Consider the following 17,665-nt stretch of genomic DNA (forward strand, 5'->3'; position numbering starts at 1 on the left):
AACCGACAGAATAAATTTCTGCCGGTCGTATTATTGAATCAAATAATGTTACCATTAAACAGTTTCCAAAACATCTTTTTCAACAACCACTCTCCATCCGAAAGAATCGTCGCTAAGATTGTTCTGAAGATCTGTAAGATCTTTTTTAAGAATTGCCGCATAACTTTCGTCATCTGACAATCTTGGAAGTTCAAGTTTTACGCCTTCGTAACCTAACGCCTGGAATACAGTTGTTACAACAGCTGTTCCTACTCCCCAAACTTCTTTCAATGTTCCGTTTTTCTGAGCTTCTACAACCGTTTTCACTGCTACAGGCTCTATTTTCACTTCAATACCTCTTTTCTTGGCAAGCTGGATAAAGCTGTCTCTTGTTACTCCGTCAAGAATTTTTTCAGAAGTTGGAGGGGTGTAGATCGTATCGTTAATTCTTACGAATACATTCATTGTTCCACTCTCTTCAAAATATTCGTGAGTAGCATCATCAGTCCAGATGATCTGCTCATATCCTTCTTCAATAGCAAGCTGTGTAGGATAGAAAGAAGCGGCATAGTTACCTGCTGCTTTAGCTGAACCTACTCCTCCGTTGGCAGCTCTTGAATAATGATCTGAAATTTTTACTGATACAGGTTCTGAATAATAACTTTTCGCTGGCGTTGCAACGATGGCAAACATATATTTATTGGCAACTCTTGCTTTCAAAGCCTCCTCTGTAGCAAAAATCAATGGTCTGATATATAATGACATTCCTTCACCCTGTGGGATCCAGTTTCTGTCGATATCCACTAATGCTTTTAATCCGTCTAAAAACATCTCTTCAGTTACTTCAGGCATTGCCAGACGAGTCGCTGATTTGTTGATGCGTTCAAAATTCTTTTCTGGCCTGAAAAGGAAAACCTGACCGTCTTTGTCTTTATAAGCTTTCATACCTTCAAAACAAGCTTGTCCATAGTTTACCCCCATCATGGCTGGAGTAAATGGTATAGGACCGTAAGGAACCAATTTTACATCACCCCATTTTCCATTTTCATACTCACATATCACCATATGGTCAATAAAAGTACTTCCAAATGAAAAATTGTTCGGATCGAATTCCGAAAGTCTGGAGTTTTCAGTTTTTTGAATTATCATTTTTAAAAATTTTTACGATGTTCTACAAATTTAACATAATTTTCTAAATATAAAAATTTTGGAGTAAATTTGACAAAAAAATAGCTTGAAAAGAGAGATTAAGACCACAAACGACGGTAGTAAAACTTTGTTTATCAATGATTTAAATGAAAACTACCATTCTCACCATGGAGCGCTTCAGGAAGCAGAACACGTGTTTATCAAAAATGGATTAAATCAATTAAATGATTACGAAATTAATATTTTAGAACTCGGTTTTGGAACAGGTTTGAATGTTTTGGTGACAATTAATGAATATTTAAAAACTGACAAAAATCATGTCATCAATTATTTTTCCCTTGAAAAATACCCCATAAATGAATCGGAAATTAATGATCTCGCCTACTTTGAGCATTTTGATAACCCGGAATTCAAAAATATTTATCAAAAAATTCATCAGACAGAATGGGGAAAGTCTACTGAAATCATTACCGGTTTTAATCTTAAAAAGATCGAATGCGACTTCTTTGACCTGAAAGACATAGACTTACCAAAAATCAACCTTGTTTATTTCGACTGTTTTGGTGCGAGGGTACAGCCGGACCTTTGGGAAAAACCGCTTTTTGAAATGGTTTCCGACAAAATGTCCGTTAACGGTTTATTAACAACTTACTCTTCTAAAGGAAGTGTCAGGAGGATTCTTCAGGAACTCAATTTTAAGGTAGAGAAGAAACAGGGGCCTCCGGGGAAAAGAGAAATGATCAACGCTGTGAAAATGGAAGGCGAAATCAGCATAGAAGAAAATCAGGGATAAACTGACGGCTTACCCATTTTATCATTCATTCTTTTACGCTCTGTCCTTTGCCCTTTCCACATATTTCCTTATTTTAGCTATACAAAATAGTATATATGATTGACAAGATCAACATTAGGGTATATGCATGTGCAGTAAAAGATAAAAAGGTACTGACCCTGTTTGAAGAATATGCCGGCGAACCCTTAATGAAATTTCCGGGAGGAGGTCTGGAATTTGGAGAGGGACTTTTAGAATGCCTTCACCGTGAGTTTGATGAAGAACTGAATGTAAAGATTGATGTGGTAGAACATTTTTATACACAGGAAGATTTCCTGGTATCACGTTTCAGAGAAAATGAACAGTTGCTTACTATATATTATATAGTCAACATCACCACCGAAGAAGATTTCCTTATCCTTGATCCATGTATAGAAAGAACAGAATGGATCGACATCGACAGACCGGACAATCCTTTCCCGCTTCCGGTAGACAAAATTGTATTTGATAAATTAAAAGAAAAATTCCTGTAAATAATTTTACAGGAATTTTATATTTATTTTCTGACCTTAAAATCTGCAGCTCCAGGATAAGGTTGTAAGTAGCCGGAATTCCAGTTAGACTGAAGCAGAGATTCTATAAACTCATCCGTTCTGTTTTTATGAGGGTTGTATTGGTCCTTCAGGTCGATATCTGCCATCTTACCTTTTACATTCCACCAGAAAGCGCTCCATCCCCCTCTAAGCTCTTTAATAATCTCATAAACATTCTTCCCGGTCGCTCTGTTCATCAGCTTGGCAAAAACCTGGCCTTCGGTAGTTGTAAGATCTCTTAGCTGCTTCTCATACTGATCTGCAAGCATATTCTGTCTCTCTCTTACAAATTTCCTTTTGGCTTTGCTGTCCATATCATTCATATCAGCCTGTATATCCCTGTATTGCTGCAATGCAGTGACAAACAGCGGGTATACCCTGTTCAGTTTTTTATTGAGGAAATAGTAGTAATTTTTATCCAGCTGATTATTAAACCTAGGTTTATTAACCAGAATCAGCTCATCCAGTACTACTACAGGTTCGCCGTTTATTTCATAAACCTTCATCTTTTGACGTTCGTCATAATAATATTTATTACCGAACTCATCTACTTTCAATGATTCCGCAGGATATTGATTGAGAGGTTTTGCAACAATAGAATCCTTCTGACCAAAAACACTGACTCCAAAAAAGAAGATAAAAAGACAGACAATCTTACTAAAATTCATTATTTTTACACTTATAATAACAAAAATTAAACGCAAAAATCATTCCTTTTTATGAAATTTGAAAAGAAATCTTTAAAATTTTTAGAAAAATACTTAAACACCTCTTCTCCAACAGGTTACGAACACAGGGGACAGGAAATCTGGATGGACTACATCAGACCGTATGTAGACAAAATAGAAGTGGATCATTACGGAACATGCTATGGGATAGTTAATCCGGAGGCCGAATTTAAAGTAGTGATTGAAGCACATGCTGACGAGATATCATGGTACGTTAATTACATTACAGACGACGGATTAATCTATGTAATCAGAAACGGAGGCTCAGATCAGACGATTGCGCCTTCAAAAGTGGTTCACATCCATGGGGAAAAAGGAATTGTAAAAGGGGTATTCGGATGGCCCGCCATTCATACCAGAAGCAATCAGAATGAACCGGTTGCAAAAATTGAAAATATCTTCATCGACTGTGGAGCTATTTCTAAAAAAGAAGTAGAGGAAATGGGAATCTATGTAGGATGCATGATTACCTATCCTGATGAATTCTTTGAAATGAACGACAGATATTTCGTCTGCAGAGCATTGGACAACAGAATAGGGGGCTTCATGATCGCGGAAGTGGCCAGACTTTTAAAGGAGAACAAAAAAACAATTCCTTTCGGACTGTATATTACCAATTCCGTTCAGGAAGAAGTGGGATTATATGGCGCAGATATGATTGCAGATACAATTAAACCTAATATCGCGATCGTAACAGACGTTACCCATGACACTACAACTCCAATGATTGAGAAGAAAAAAGAGGGTGATCAGAAATGCGGTGACGGACCTGTTGTTTTCTTTGCTCCAAGCATCCACCATACCATTAGAGAACTCATTATTGACACTGCAAAAACTAAGAAAATCCCTTTCCAGAGAGCAGCAGCAAGCAGAGCTACAGGAACAGATACTGACGCTTTTGCGCATTCTAACGGCGGAGTGCCAAGTGCACTAATTTCCTTACCTTTGCGCTATATGCATACTACAGTGGAAATGGTATCTAAAGAAGATGTTGGCAACGTGATCAAACTGATCTATGAAACACTTCTGAAGATCAAACCTGAGATGAAACTGAAGTATCACTAATAAAGACACCAGATAACAGACTTTAAGAGTCTGACATCTGATATCTTGCATCTTACATCTAAAATCTAAGTAAAAATGAAAACGAAGCTTATTGCTCCTTCCCTTTTATCCGCAGACTTTGGGAATCTGCAAAGAGACATTGAAATGCTGAATGCATCCCAGGCCGACTGGTTCCACATCGATGTGATGGATGGAAGATTTGTACCCAACATTTCGTTTGGCTTTCCTGTGATGAAAACCGTTCAGCAACATGCTAAAAAATTTGTAGATGTTCATTTGATGATCGTAGAACCGGACAAGTATGTAGATGAATTCATCAATCACGGAGCAGACCTTATTTCTGTTCATTATGAAGCATGTACCCATCTTCACAGAACCATTCATCATATTCAGAGCAGGGGAGCAAAAGCGGGTGTCGTTTTGAATCCTTCCACCCCTGTACTCATGCTTGAAGATATCATTGCTGATGTAGATCTGGTTCTTTTAATGAGTGTAAATCCAGGATTTGGAGGACAGAAATTCATTGAAAACACCTATAAAAAGATCGCAGAAACCAAAGACCTGATTTTAAGTAATAATTCAACAGCATTGATCGAAATTGACGGCGGTATCAATCTTGAAAACGCTTCGAAACTATTCGAAGCAGGTGCTGATGTTCTTGTTGCCGGAAATGCCGTTTTTTCTGCAGAAAGCCCTGAAAGAACAATAGAGCTTTTGAAAATCTAAAAAAATTGATTTTAAAATACAGAAAAGGCAGCTCGTGAGAGCTGCCTTTCTTCTTGCGGAATTTGAGCTTATGTGGTTATTAGTTTTTTGTCGTAAGACTTTAAATGCTTTAGATTCCCAGTGCTGTTACTGATGTAAAATTGCACATAAAACCCCATATAATGCATCCGTATAAATACTGAATTTAAGATTAAGTATTTATACGTAATCCTTCAGAACACTATACCACTTCCCTGCTCCAGAGACAGGCACAAACAGCTAAACCTATACTTATGACAGAAAATACTGTTCTGACGTTATTCAAAAGATTCCATCTGTTTTCAAAACGATCACGCATCTGTTTAACTGCCTCAACTGTTGAACCGCTTATATCAAACTTATCCAGCATATCATTTAAAGGGACATTTCCGGCAATGGTCACTCCAAACACACCGATAAGATAAGCGGCTGATGCCAATACAAGAAAAAGAAAAGGAGGCTGCCCCCGGAACAGGAAAGCAGTCACCGGCAGAAGTATTGCAGTCCCCATAAAACTCAAAAAGAATACCGGATTAAGAATCTCCCGGTTAATACTCTGCATAGCTTTTAAATATTCAGTATCCGATAATTTCCCCAATCCCAGAACTACAGAACACGAATAGGCATAAAAAAGCCCAGCGATCAAAGCCGTAAGCACGACAGCAATTAACAAAAATACCGTTGTCATTTTCATATATTTTGATTTGTGATATTTAAACAAAAAGAATCCTAGTAAGGATTCCATTTTCTGATGATCTGCTGTGCAGTCATAATCATTTCTTCGTCCCAGTTTTCCGGTTTGAAATAAAGAAACTTTCCGTTTTTAACAGATTCAACGTTATTTCCATCAAACAGAAGCTTTGTCAGCCTTGTCTGCTCTTCATGCAGTAACAAATCTTCAACAGGTTCTGAATATATCTTTTCCGTTCTCTTCCAATCCTGCCTGATTATATCGGGATAGACTGAAACTTCAATGATTTCCTTAACATGGTTAAAATCGCTGAAAAAAATCTGTTTTTCAGTGTCATTATTTAACGTATTCCCAAGTCTCTCAATAATAATATATTCAAGATTATAACATTGGGATAAAACTTTCGGCAGTATCTTTAATATTTCATCAGGAATACTTTCATCATGAGTATCTCTTCTGATCGGTCTCCTTCCATAAGCACTTTCCTGCCAACTTCCTCCTGAAAGATGTATTTCTCTGACCTTTCCCAAAGGGTACAGATTAATAATTTCCTGCATATCTATTTGAAAATTACAAGCCTGGCAATAGATATTATGGAGATCCAAAATAAGAAAACCGTCAATATCTTCTACAAGCATATCAAGAAAATGTCCCTGCTCTCTCACATCATCTATAGAAAACGAAAAAGCCAGATTCTCTACTCCCACCGGAATCTCTACAGCATCCTGAAGTCTTCTCAGCCTGTCCTTTCCAATTTGAAGCGTTTTAGGAAGCAATGGAACAGGCAATGGAACACCCTGATGAAAATTTTCGGTATTCATAAAACCAAAATGCTCAGTAATATGATTATACTTTCTACGCTTACATTCTTCCTTTAATTTTTGCAGCCAATTTTCCTGCCGGTCATTCCATCTGGCATCAAAAAGAGAATAATAAACTCCATGACCAATAAGCCTTTCGTTCCCGGCATAAAAATTAAGAAGACCGGAAAGCCATTCAGGTTCTTCAGCATCATAAAAGGTATCGAAAGACCATTCCAATACTTCTACGGAGTTACTTTGAAGCAAAGGAACAATAGCGGAAACAAAATCTGCTTCCGGCATCATAGACAAACCTAATAATGGCTTTTTCATACATTATCCCATTCCACAGGCAGGGCACCCGCCTCCGTACTTCAGAATAGTATCTTTTTTTACTACATGTTTAGGATCAGCCTTGACCGTTTTTGGAGAATCTGCTTTTCTTATTTTTTTAACTGGCTTACTTCCCTTCTTTACAGGTTTCGTAGTCTGCCCTGATACACTTACAGCTAATAAGCTAGCCATTACTAATGCTGGAATTTTCATAATATCTTTTTAATGAAACTTACAATAAGTATTCCATTTATGATTATGATAAAACTACAACAATTTAACGAAGAATATTTTTAAAATTAAAGTTTAAATCTGATATTTTAACATCCTACTATAAGAACCACCTTTATTATTCGGAAATTAAATCTCGTCTAAATTTTGATTTAAATTGGAAAGTAAAATAAAACACACGAATCAAAGCCGCTTTTCTGGTTATTGTTCAAAAAATAATTAACTACTAAAATTATTTGAAACATCTGAATAATTTTCAGTTCAAAATATCTCACTGTAAAATGTAAAGATCTCATTAAAGAATTTGTTACAAAATCATGACTGTCAGTCCCATATCAATGAATAAACATGTGAAGAAATTGTATCGACAGAAGATCATTGCCGTGAAGGCAATTGATGACATACTATTTCTAGACATTTTGGCATAAAAAAACCAGAGAAAATTCTCTGGTTTAATATTTAAAAAAAATGTTTTCTTAAAAAATCTCTCTTCCTGAAAAATGGAACTGAGCCTCGATAAGAGCATTCTCGTCAGAATCTGAACCGTGAACTGCATTTTCTCCTATGCTTCTTGCAAACATTTTTCTGATAGTTCCTTCTGCTGCATCAGCAGGATTAGTAGAACCAATCAATGTTCTGAAGTCTTCTACCGCATTAGCTTTTTCTAAAACCGCAGCTACAATAGGACCAGAACTCATGAATTCTACCAACTCACCATAAAATGGTCTTTCAGCATGTACTTCATAGAATTTTTTAGCGTCAGCTACCGTAAGCTGAGTTAATTTTAAAGCTTTGATCTTAAAACCTCCTTCTGCGATCTTACCTAATATAGCACCGATATGTCCGTCTGCTACCGCATCAGGCTTAATCATAGTGAATGTAATGTTAGACATAAATGTATATTTTTTTAATGGCGCAAAATTACAAAAAATATCTTTCATTTTTATTTTAATTTTTTTTTAACATAAAAATAACTTTTATTAAGAAATCTGAAAAAAACTTTGGCACAGTAATTGTTAATTTAATTACGATTCTCATGTTTAATTTGAGTTTTCATGGTTATTAGTTTTTACCCAGCTTCGGCTGGGTTTTTTATTTATAAAAATCAATGTGTTTTATTGAGAATTTGATAATTTTTAAAACTCATTAAAAGCATATTAATACATTATTGCTTCCTTTTCAATCAATGAAATAAAATTAATTTTTCAACATTTTTTTGTCTTCATTTTTAATATAGCCGTAAATCTGAAAAAACAGTCAAATATGGCAGAAAAATCACAGACAAAAAGTGGAGTTATTTTAAAAACAGAACTGTTTTTATCACTGACAAAATTATTATTCGGAAAAAAACAACTTTTTAAAAGGGAGAAATTACAGAAATATGAATTCTTTATACATCAGAAACAGTAAAAATTCTACTTTGGAATCATTGCGTGGGTACGCAACTTTAATTTAAGTAAAGCATATAAGGAAAACGCATCTTGATTAGTCGTATTTGAGAAAATTTCGATCAAATAACTCTTTACCCGGCAACGTTATCATCTTCCCTATTCTCAATGGCACAGAACAAATTCCATAGCAGAATTGGGCACAATTACATACAGAACCTCCTGACCAAAGCCATAACAATAGGTGCATTATTATCTAAGGAAAGTATTAAACCCGATGATGAAATGAGGGATCCTTTTATTTTTGGGAATCTTCTTCAGCTTCTTCCATCAACTTTATGTAGTTCGCATAACGCGAATGTTGAATCTCTCCGGTTTCAAGGGAATCCAGAACAGCACATTTCGGCTCGTTGATATGAAGACAGTTGTGAAATTTACATTCTTCCCTTTTTTTGAAAATTTCAGGGAAATAATGCTGTACTTCTTCTTTTTGAATGTCAATCATGGCAAACTCACGTACACCAGGCGTATCAATTACATTGCCGCCAAAATCCCAGAAGTGCATCTGTGCAAAGGTCGTAGTATGCTTTCCTTTAAGGTGCGAACCTGAAATTTCAGAAGTTTTTAAATTCAAGCCAGGTTGAAGTGCATTAACTAATGTTGATTTTCCACATCCTGAGTGCCCGAAGAACACAGATGTTTTATCTTTAAGAAGTTCCTGAAGTTCATCAAAATTCAGTTTAGAGTATGATGAAATTTCTAAAGTAGGATAACCAATCTCCTGATAAAGAAACTCAATATCCTTCACCAGTTCTATTTCATCTTCGTTGAGAACATCAATTTTGTTGAAAAGGATTAAAGGCTTAATATTATAAGCTTCACAACATGCCAGGAAACGGTCAAGAAATCCAAGCGACGTTTCAGGATGTTTCAGAGTAAAGATGAAGCAGGCAAGATCTATATTGGAAGCAATGATATGAGCTTCTTTTGAAAGGTTTACAGATTTTCTGATCAGGTAATTTGTACGAGATTCTATTTTGGTGATCCACGCGACATCATCCTGTTCTAACTGAAATTCTACAAAATCTCCTACGGCAAGCGGATTGGTAAGTCTTGTCTTAATGAGTTTGAATTTCCCACGAATCCTGGCTTCGAAAATTTTATCGGTTTCGAATTCCATAACCTGGTACCAACTTCCTGTAGATTTAATGATTTTTCCTTTCATATGATAATTGGATACAAAGATAAGCAATTAGGGCTTAGGATTTGGGTATCTGAGTAAACTCTTCCCTATTTCCTAAGCCCTTTTACTTATTATCTTTCAATTATTGTCTGTCGATCATAATACTATTCTGTACCTCAATAGATTCTTCGTGAATCGCTTTGAAAACTTTCTCAATAAATTCCTGAGACATTCCTGTTTCCTTAGCCTTCTGCGTTGCGTATTCTGTGATTACTTTCCATCTTTCAGGTTGGAAGATCGCGATATCATTTTCTTTTTTCAGCTTACCGATCTTTTCAGAGATTTTCATTCTTTGAGAAAGAAGTTCAATCAGTTGGAAGTCAAGATCAGAAATAAGGGTCCTGTGTCTTCCCATTTCATTATCGAAACCTGCAATACCTGAGTTTCTTACTTTTAAGTTTCCGATCAGTTCTGCCAATACTTCCGGCGTTATCTGCTGAGAAGCATCACTCCATGCTTCATCAGGATTAGAGTGTGTTTCAATGATAGCTCCCTGGTATCCAACGTTAAGTGCTTCCTGTGTAATATCTGCAAGACCCGTTCTGTTTCCGCAGATGTGTGAAGGATCTATCAGCATAGGAATATTAGGAAACTGGCTTTTGAAATCAAGGGCAATCTGCCAGTTCGGGTTATTTCTGTATTTTGTTTTCTGGTATGTTGAGAAACCTCTATGGATCACACCCAGATTCTTAATATCCTGTCCTAAAAGCCTTTCCAATGCACCAATCCACAACGCAAGATCCGGATTGACAGGGTTTTTCACGAATACAGGCTTATCAGTACCTCTTAAGGCCATAGCAATTTCCTGAACCGTAAATGGATTCACCGTAGAACGCGCTCCAATCCAAAGGACATCAACATCCGCTTCTAAAGCAGCAAATACGTGGTGAGCGTTCGCTACTTCTGTAGCTGTTTTAAATCCGTATTCTTCTTTTACTTTTTTCAGCCAGTTCAGACCAATTACCCCTACTCCTTCAAAACCGTTTGGTTTGGTACGCGGCTTCCAGATTCCTGCACGGAAAATAGACACCTGAGCATTGGTTTCTCTTATTCTTCTGGCAGTTTCAAGCATTTGAGCTTCACTTTCCGCACTGCATGGTCCTGCGATCATTAATGGCTGTGAAAGCTCATTGATCCACTCGTTTTTTACATCTATTAAATTCATATTTCTAAATTTATTGTTTTTTTTATTTTTAAAATTAACAGCAATAGTCCTTTCATTATAAAATTTACTTTATAATTCTTTTCAAAAAATGCCGTTCAAAAATGGTTTAAAGGAATCAGGAAAACAAAAGGACTTTAATTCTCCTGTATTTTTTGGAAAGAAATTCAGTTAGCAGTACCAATAAAATCGATAATACGTTCTGAAATTTCTATAATAGAAAGCAGAAAAACTAAAATAACCGCTAAAATAATTAGCGGGTGCAAAATGAGACAGATATGGTTTTAATAGATTTTCCACCTGGATTCTGAAACTTCTGTTTGTTTAGCTTTTTTAAATCTGATTTGTTTTTGTCAAAAACTTATTTTTCACAAAAATATTTGACAAAGATATAAAAAAAACTTATTCTCACAAAAAGAAATTGTGAAAAATACAATAAATTATGTCAGATCAAACTTCATTAAATCGTCAAGATCTTTTAAAAGAGGGTTTTTCTCGATGAATTTTTCAAACATTTTTCTTTTGGTCATTACTTCGATCTTGAGATTATCGAAGTCCCGCTGATAATCTATAGCAATAGCATGATTGTGAACCTTTGTTTTGAAATGATTAAAAAACTCTCCAGCGATTTTATCAAATTCTACTTTGGCAGAATCTGAAGGGTATAAAACTTTAATGGTATTCTCTCCTGATTTTATCAGCTTAAATGCTTTTATCGCATTAAAGATAAAGCCATTTCTTTTTTGAAGCTGTTTGAGCATCAGATTCCATTCCATTTGCAGGTCGGTATCTGTGAAATGGTTCTGTGGAAGATTTTCTGTTTTTACAACTACGGTCTCTTCCTTTACTTCTTTCTCTTCTCTATTCAGAAAAGAATTGATGCTGAAGCCTGAAGATACTCCCTGTCGTGATAAAGGTTTTGTAGTTTTTACAGCTGTTTCCTGAACAGCTTCAGTTTGCTGGATTGGTTTTTCCGGTATGAATTCTTCTTTCTCGGGAGCTTTCGGAAGAATTTTCACTTCCTGTTTTTCACTGAGAAAGGGAGCCAGTATTAAGAACTTTTTTTTTTAGTATCGCCTAAATTAACTGTCAGGGAAGACAGCTGCATCAGTGCAATTTCTACTGTAAGTCTTGGGTTCTTGGAGTTCTTATAATTAATATCCGCATGGTTGCAAATCTCGACGGCATCAATGAGCTGCTGGGCATTCCATTTCTGGCTTTGCTCTACAAATTTCACTTTCGTCCTCTCCCCGACTTCAATAAGTTCTATTGTTCTCGCATTCTGAGCCATCATCAGATCTCTGAAATGGTTTCCTAGTCCTGCAATAAAAATATGGGGGTCAAAGCCTTTTTTTACAATTTCATTAAAAGCAAAAAGTACTTCCGGAATTTTGTTTTCTTTGGCGAGATCCACGATATTAAGATACTGATCGTAATCCAGAATGTTCAGGACTTCGGCAGCCTTGGCCAGTGTGATATTTTTCTGGGAAAAAGTAGAAAGCCTGTCGAAAATGGAAAGTGCGTCTCTTAATGCACCGTCTGCTTTCTGAGCAATCAGATAGAGAGCGTCATCTTCGTATTGAATACTTTCTTTTTGAGCGATATTCTTTAGATGTCCCTGAATATCTTCTATTGTTATTCTTTTGAAGTCATAAATCTGACATCGCGATAAAATAGTAGGTATTATTTTATGCTTCTCAGTAGTCGCTAAAATAAAAATCGCGTGAGCTGGTGGTTCTTCAAGTGTTTTAAGAAAAGCGTTGAATGCTGCAGAGGACAGCATGTGCACCTCATCGATAATATATACTTTATATTTACCTACCTGAGGCGCAAAGCGGACCTGATCTATCAACTCTCTGATATCATCTACGGAATTGTTGGACGCTGCATCCAGTTCATAGATATTATAGGCAAAGCCGTCTTCTGAAACTGAACCATCCTTTTCGTTGATCTTTCGGGCCAGAATTCTGGCACATGTAGTTTTTCCTACACCACGCGGACCACAGAAAAGTAAGGCCTGAGCCAGCTGATTTTCCTCAATCGCATGTTCTAAAGTATCCGTAATATGGGATTGCCCTACGACAGTGTCAAACTGTTGGGGGCGATATTTTCTTGCAGATACGATAAAATTTTCCATTGGTCAAAAATATGAAATATAGTTTTAATCTGAAAATTAAAAGTTTTCAAATTATCAACAAAAACTTATTTTCGGTAAAATTGGAAAACTTTTAATCATTATTTTTTGATGTACGATAGATCAATTAATTCAACAATAGCATCTTCAATAGCTTTTCTTCCTTCTTCACTTTTCAGATCAACACCGCAAAATTTGCTTGCATTGTAACCTGTGTAAAGATTCAGATAATAAGCTCCTGAAACAAGTAATGCCATGATAGCCCTTGTTCTCAATGCCTGGTCTCCAAAATAAGGATCGATAATGTTTTCAAACAGGACCTCTCCAGCTTCTTCTCTCTGCTCTACCAATTTTCTCAGGATCGGCTTACTTTCGGAAAGTTCCCAAAGGATGATCTTCTGAAGTTCCTTATTTTTCTTAAGGCTTTCAAATTGGGTAAGCACAGCACTCTTACAAAGCTCTTTTCCTCCGTCAGAAAGATCTACTTCTAAAGATTCCTGATTGACTCTGCTCCAATAATCCTGAGATCTGATATACTCATCGATAAGCTTATCAGTGCTTCCGAAGTATTCGTAGATCAGTTTTTTATCGAAACCGGCTACCGCAGCAATTTTACTTACTTTTAATCCGGAGTAACCTTTTACTCTAAGGATTTTACCTACTGCGGCAAGCAGTTTTTGTTTGGTTTTTTCTTTATCCCTAATGGGACCTTGCACTACTTTTCTGGGCATAATTTATTATTTTTTTGCAATATGCAATTTTGTATTGATATCTTCAAATATATTTAAAGTTTTATCCAAATGCTCCTTCTCATGTCTTGCTGTAACACTCATCCTGATACGGGCATCTTTTCTGGATACAGCAGGATATATGATAGGGTTTGTATAAATTCCGTTTTCCATCAGTAATCTTCCGACATCCCCGGTAATATGAGGATCTCCGATCTTCACAGGAACAATCGCCGAACAGGTAATTCCTGTATCCAGTCCCAGATCATCAAGTCCTTTCTTGAAATAGTTGATGTTTTTCCAAAGCTTTTCTCTCCAAACCGGCTCTTCATCTATTAAGTCAATAGCTTTAATAACCCCTGCTGAAGAAGGTGGCGCCGTTGCTGAAAAGATTTGCTGACGGGATTGGAATTTAAGAAATGTTGCGATTCTTTTATCTGCAATAACATATCCGCCAAGATTACCGAAAGTTTTACTGAAAGTCCCTGTCATTATGTCCACTTTACTAAGCAAATCTGTCTGTTCTAAGGTTCCTCTTCCTGTTTCTCCCAACACTCCTATCCCGTGAACATCATCTACCATTAGAAAAGCATTATACTTCTTAACAAGGTCATAGATCTCTCTGGTATGCGAAATATCACCATCCTGGGAATACACTCCATCGATTACAACTAGTTTTGTACGGTACTGACTCTCTGATGTCTTCAAAATGTGTTCCAAATGTTCCAAATTATTGTGTTGAAACGTTTTTTTATTGGTATAAGCACATCCTTCATGTACGCTGGCATGTACAGCCATGTCTAAAATAGCTAAATCTTCCAATTTCATCAGGCATTGCAGCATGGCACTGTTGGCAGTATATCCAGTAGTAAAAACTACGGCCTCATCACCGTCTCTTCCAAAAAAGTTGGCAATTCTTTTTTCCAACCGGTCATGATAATCAAAATATCCACCGATAAGGGGCGTTGCACCTGTACCGGTTCCATATTTTTCTATTCCTTCAATAGCAGCCTGCTTTACTTTTGGGTGCTGCGTAAATCCTAAATAATCACTGGATACAAAACTCACGTATTCTCTGTTCTGATCTGCGATTTTCACATTCAATGTTGCGTTGGTTCCTGAAGTGTTTCTCAGTCTGTAGTGTAAGCGTCCGTTGGATTTCATATAATCCAGAAAATCGCTGAAAATCTCTGCTCTCTCAAGCATGTTGTGATCTGGAATATTCTCAAAATCTTTAAATGTTGCTGTTGTAAAATCGATACTCATCCTTAAGTTGTTAGTTGTTAATGTTAGTTGTTATGTTAATTGTTTGAAGAAACAAATATATAATTATTAAAGCTTGCGGAATCTTCCTATTATATTAAATATTATACATGATATAAGAACTTTAACCTTATGATCTGACAGTCAAACTATTTCTAAGATCGTCGGATCAATTATAAGTTTTTAACAGTTGATTAGTTTTTTAGTGAATCTAAATTTAACAAAAAAAAGGCAACAATAAATCACTATCTATAAATAAATCACAAAAAAAAGACAAATGTTTACACAATTGCCTCATTTCTAAAATATTATTTTTTGCTTTTATTTTCGAATATGTTAATTTTTCTTAAAGCCTAAAGTCCCAAATTGGGATTTGCATCACTTTTTTAATCTCCTTTTTACAAACTCAGCTGTTTTTTGATTATTCCTGTCTGCTGTTCTTTCTAAATTCTCCAGGTGTAATTCCTGTTATTTTTTTAAAGAATTTAGAAAAGTTTGAAGGATCATAGGTAAAAACTCTTGCAATCTCTGCAATCGACTGATCGGAGTTTGCAATTCTGATTTTAGCTTCATTGATAATTTTCTCATCATAGAAGTGACACGGATGCTGTCCCTTCTCTTTTTTCACAGTATCTGTAAGGTGTTTGTGGGAAACGGCAAGCTGTCCGGCAATTTCATTGAGCTCCATAAATTCAGGAACCGTGCCGGAAAGCACATCATCAATATGTTTTTCGAGAAAAGCAAAATACTGGCTGGTGATCTCTTTACTTCTTTTCATGGATGGTCATCATTGGTTAACAGGAAAAATTCAATCTATAAAAGTAAAGATATGAATATAAAAAACACGGTGAAGTTTTCGGAGGTTCACAATCAAACCGCCTTCATTCTTTAATAAAAACTATCTTTAAATGCCTGTACAGAATTTTTCACTTTGAGTTTTTCAAGGATATTCTGACGGTGACGGCTCACTGTATTGACACTTATAGAAAGAAATCCTGCGATTTCTTTGCTGGCGTATCCTTCCCCTATATATTTTAATACCTCCAGTTCTCTTTTGGAAAGAATATTCTGATAATCCAGTTTATCTTTTACAATAACCTCTCCTTTAATCATATTAATGATCATAAAATCAGAAATGAGGAGTTGCGTCTGATTCAGTCCGGTATGATAAAGACAGAATGCAAATCTCAATTTCCCATTATCCGGGGAGTAGATATAGAACATACGGTGCTTTACCAGTCTGTAATTGTCATTCTTGTCTTTCATTCTGATTTTTGAAAGAACGCAATATTCTGATCTAAGCTCCTTATCCATCGAATCCATAAGTTCGTAAAATCTGAGTTCATGGATGTATTTTTTGAGCCGGTCTTCCGGATGTATTTTTTTTATGATCTCATCTTCCCAGATGGAGTTAATCTCTGCAGGATTTTCTACTGTACTCAGTCCCAGTTCAATTGCTGCGTTAGATTTGTAAACATAGCTTTTGTCTTCCTGCATATCACTTAAGACCGATACAGCGCCTTCCATCTGAGCATACACCAATGCTCTCTGCTTGTATATTTCTACGTCAAGCCTGCATCGTTGGTCTGTTGTATCCAGAAGTCTGCTATTCAGTTTTTCTATAATCTCCATAAATGGTTATTTATCAGTATTGTCATCATAAGCGTTTAATTATACTTTTGCTAAAATAATCATTTACGCCCAGCTAAAGAGAATGAAGAGATTGGTTTTAAGCTTCTGTGCTATTTTATTTGTTCAGAAGACCTTTGCACAGACATTGGAAAAGATGAACTGGTTCAATGAACCTGAAAAGTGGGAGATCAAAAACAACAGTTTATCGATGTCTGTAACTCCACAAAGTGACTACTGGAGAATTTCCCATTACGGATTTACGGTGGATGATGCTCCTTTTTATTATACGACGTACGGAGGAGAATTTGAAGCCAAAGTAAAGATTAGCGGAAATTACAAGGCCAGATTTGACCAAATGGGGCTCATGCTGAGAACAGACAAGGAAAATTACATAAAGGCAGGCATCGAATTCGTAGACGGGAAATATAACCTCAGTACGGTGGTCACTCATGGAACCAGTGACTGGAGTGTTATTACACTGGACAAAACACCCTCCGAGGTCTGGATCAAAGCAGTGAGGAGACTTGATGCTGTAGAAGTATTCTATTCTTTTGATGACAAAAACTATACGATGATGCGCAATGCCTATCTTCAGGACAATACTCCTGTAATGGTAGGACTAATGGCTGCGTGTCCGGACGGAAAAGGCTTTACGGCAGTATTTGAAGGATTCAAAGTAAAGCATCTTCCCGATCAGCGCAGGCTGAAATGGCTTGAAGCCAACCAATAACGATTGAATTACATTCAATATACAGTCAATTTTTATTCGCCTCCCTTTTTTGGGGAGGTTTTTGTTTTTAACTTAATTTCAATGACTGGATGGACGACAAAAATAAAAGATCCCGTGAGAGACCTTTTTATTTCCAGCCAAAACCGTATGTGTTTTTAGAACCAAAATATACCCTCTTAAGCATCATAATCTTATCTCGAAAGCATCAGGAGCATTTTGCAAAAATACGGGCAATGGCTGAGTAACAGAAAAATTATATGTAGAATAAAGAAGTGATGCTTGTACAATTTTTACTACAAA

Annotated in this window: 19 protein-coding genes; 5 read left to right on the forward strand and 14 right to left on the reverse strand. The window is 36.2% G+C overall.

Annotated elements, in window-relative coordinates; genetic code table 11:
- Positions 1 to 54 precede the first annotated feature (54 nt).
- Positions 55 to 1,128, reverse strand: a complete 1,074-nt coding sequence (locus IW16_RS24450) for a branched-chain amino acid aminotransferase (protein WP_034751009.1) — start codon at positions 1,126 to 1,128, stop codon at positions 55 to 57.
- An 85-nt stretch (positions 1,129 to 1,213) separates the two neighbouring features.
- Between IW16_RS24450 and mnmD the strand changes: the two genes are divergently transcribed.
- Both mnmD and IW16_RS24460 read left to right on the forward strand, forming a co-directional pair.
- Positions 1,214 to 1,921 (forward strand): tRNA (5-methylaminomethyl-2-thiouridine)(34)-methyltransferase MnmD, encoded by a 708-nt coding sequence (mnmD, locus tag IW16_RS24455; protein WP_034751012.1) that lies wholly within the window; start codon positions 1,214 to 1,216, stop codon positions 1,919 to 1,921.
- Between the two features lie 95 nt (positions 1,922 to 2,016).
- Positions 2,017 to 2,433, forward strand: coding sequence for an NUDIX domain-containing protein (locus IW16_RS24460; protein WP_034751014.1), 417 nt, complete (start codon positions 2,017 to 2,019; stop codon positions 2,431 to 2,433).
- A 23-nt stretch (positions 2,434 to 2,456) separates the two neighbouring features.
- Here IW16_RS24460 and IW16_RS24465 read toward each other — a convergent pair whose 3' ends face one another.
- Positions 2,457 to 3,161 (reverse strand): DUF4294 domain-containing protein, encoded by a 705-nt coding sequence (locus IW16_RS24465; protein WP_034751017.1) that lies wholly within the window; start codon positions 3,159 to 3,161, stop codon positions 2,457 to 2,459.
- A gap of 51 nt (positions 3,162 to 3,212) precedes the next feature.
- Here IW16_RS24465 and chrP point away from each other — a divergent pair, with 51 nt between their 5' ends.
- Together chrP and rpe are read left to right on the forward strand one after the other, a co-directional pair.
- Positions 3,213 to 4,286: a chryseobasin maturation metalloprotease ChrP gene (gene chrP / locus IW16_RS24470; protein WP_034751019.1), complete on the forward strand. Its 1,074-nt coding sequence runs from the start codon at positions 3,213 to 3,215 to the stop codon at positions 4,284 to 4,286.
- A 75-nt stretch (positions 4,287 to 4,361) separates the two neighbouring features.
- Positions 4,362 to 5,012 (forward strand): ribulose-phosphate 3-epimerase, encoded by a 651-nt coding sequence (gene rpe, locus IW16_RS24475; protein WP_034751024.1) that lies wholly within the window; start codon positions 4,362 to 4,364, stop codon positions 5,010 to 5,012.
- Between the two features lie 220 nt (positions 5,013 to 5,232).
- Here the strand turns inward: rpe and chrI are convergent, their stop codons facing one another.
- The 12 genes from chrI to IW16_RS24535 form a co-directional block, all read right to left on the reverse strand.
- Positions 5,233 to 5,718 (reverse strand): chryseobasin maturation helper ChrI, encoded by a 486-nt coding sequence (gene chrI, locus IW16_RS24480; RefSeq protein WP_228376990.1) that lies wholly within the window; start codon positions 5,716 to 5,718, stop codon positions 5,233 to 5,235.
- Between the two features lie 41 nt (positions 5,719 to 5,759).
- Entirely contained in the window at positions 5,760 to 6,854 is a 1,095-nt protein-coding gene (gene chrH, locus IW16_RS24485; RefSeq protein WP_034751030.1) for an MNIO family chryseobactin maturase, read from the reverse strand.
- 3 nt (positions 6,855 to 6,857) lie between these two features.
- Positions 6,858 to 7,067 (reverse strand): MNIO class RiPP chryseobasin precursor ChrA, encoded by a 210-nt coding sequence (gene chrA, locus IW16_RS24490; protein WP_034751033.1) that lies wholly within the window; start codon positions 7,065 to 7,067, stop codon positions 6,858 to 6,860.
- 494 nt (positions 7,068 to 7,561) lie between these two features.
- Positions 7,562 to 7,978 carry a nucleoside-diphosphate kinase gene (locus tag IW16_RS24495; protein WP_034751397.1) on the reverse strand — a complete coding sequence of 139 codons (417 nt, stop codon included), beginning with the start codon at positions 7,976 to 7,978 and terminating at the stop codon, positions 7,562 to 7,564.
- A gap of 793 nt (positions 7,979 to 8,771) precedes the next feature.
- Positions 8,772 to 9,698, reverse strand: coding sequence for a ribosome small subunit-dependent GTPase A (gene rsgA, locus IW16_RS24500; protein ID WP_034751036.1), 927 nt, complete (start codon positions 9,696 to 9,698; stop codon positions 8,772 to 8,774).
- Positions 9,699 to 9,798: 100 nt separating this feature from the next.
- Entirely contained in the window at positions 9,799 to 10,881 is a 1,083-nt protein-coding gene (locus IW16_RS24505) for a chorismate mutase (RefSeq protein ID WP_034751040.1), read from the reverse strand.
- Between the two features lie 437 nt (positions 10,882 to 11,318).
- A complete protein-coding gene (locus IW16_RS27025; protein ID WP_223878152.1) occupies positions 11,319 to 11,897 on the reverse strand; it encodes a hypothetical protein in 579 nt (192 codons plus the stop codon).
- A 32-nt stretch (positions 11,898 to 11,929) separates the two neighbouring features.
- Positions 11,930 to 13,015 carry a DNA polymerase III subunit gamma/tau gene (gene dnaX, locus IW16_RS24515; protein WP_034751043.1) on the reverse strand — a complete coding sequence of 362 codons (1,086 nt, stop codon included), beginning with the start codon at positions 13,013 to 13,015 and terminating at the stop codon, positions 11,930 to 11,932.
- Between the two features lie 98 nt (positions 13,016 to 13,113).
- On the reverse strand, positions 13,114 to 13,743 hold the full coding sequence (locus tag IW16_RS24520) for a TetR/AcrR family transcriptional regulator (protein ID WP_034751046.1): 630 nt from the start codon (positions 13,741 to 13,743) through the stop codon (positions 13,114 to 13,116).
- Positions 13,744 to 13,749: 6 nt separating this feature from the next.
- Positions 13,750 to 15,006, reverse strand: a complete 1,257-nt coding sequence (locus tag IW16_RS24525; RefSeq protein ID WP_034751048.1) for an aminotransferase class I/II-fold pyridoxal phosphate-dependent enzyme — start codon at positions 15,004 to 15,006, stop codon at positions 13,750 to 13,752.
- Between the two features lie 418 nt (positions 15,007 to 15,424).
- On the reverse strand, positions 15,425 to 15,781 hold the full coding sequence (locus tag IW16_RS24530; RefSeq protein ID WP_034751050.1) for a helix-turn-helix domain-containing protein: 357 nt from the start codon (positions 15,779 to 15,781) through the stop codon (positions 15,425 to 15,427).
- Positions 15,782 to 15,891: 110 nt separating this feature from the next.
- Complete coding sequence (locus IW16_RS24535) at positions 15,892 to 16,635, reverse strand: response regulator transcription factor (protein WP_034751052.1); 744 nt, start codon at positions 16,633 to 16,635, stop codon at positions 15,892 to 15,894.
- 82 nt (positions 16,636 to 16,717) lie between these two features.
- Here IW16_RS24535 and IW16_RS24540 point away from each other — a divergent pair, with 82 nt between their 5' ends.
- Positions 16,718 to 17,365 carry a DUF1349 domain-containing protein gene (locus IW16_RS24540; protein WP_034751053.1) on the forward strand — a complete coding sequence of 216 codons (648 nt, stop codon included), beginning with the start codon at positions 16,718 to 16,720 and terminating at the stop codon, positions 17,363 to 17,365.
- Positions 17,366 to 17,665: the final 300 nt, after the last annotated feature.

The sequence above is a fragment of the Chryseobacterium vrystaatense genome (genome assembly GCF_000737765.1).
Classification (GTDB): Bacteria; Bacteroidota; Bacteroidia; order Flavobacteriales; family Weeksellaceae; genus Chryseobacterium; species Chryseobacterium vrystaatense.